1 protein-coding gene is annotated in these 237 nt (G+C 72.6%); it reads right to left on the bottom strand.

Annotated elements, in window-relative coordinates; translation table 11 throughout:
- A partial coding sequence (locus tag KVT45_RS55675; RefSeq protein ID WP_217562780.1) for a response regulator occupies positions 1 to 237 on the bottom strand: 237 nt, incomplete at both ends.

Below are 237 nucleotides of genomic sequence, written 5' to 3'. Positions count from 1 at the left end.
CCGCGTCCTGTTCCGCTCCGGGCCCGCTCTCGGCGCGCCGCAGGATGGCCCGTACGCGCAGCGCCAGCTCGCTCGGGCTGAACGGCTTGGTGACGTAGTCGTCGCTGCCGGTGGTGGAGCCGATGAGCCGGTCCACCTCTTCGTCCCTGGCGGTGTGCATGGTCACGGGGACCTGGCTGGTCTGCCGGAGCCGGCGCAGTACCTGGGAGCCGTCCCGTCCGGGCAGCATGACGTCCC

The sequence above is a fragment of the Streptomyces sp. GbtcB6 genome (assembly GCF_019091475.1).
GTDB lineage: Bacteria > Actinomycetota > Actinomycetes > Streptomycetales > Streptomycetaceae > Streptomyces > Streptomyces hyaluromycini.
The sequence above is the reverse complement of the archived record's forward strand: the minus strand, read 5'-3'. Positions and strand labels throughout refer to the sequence as shown.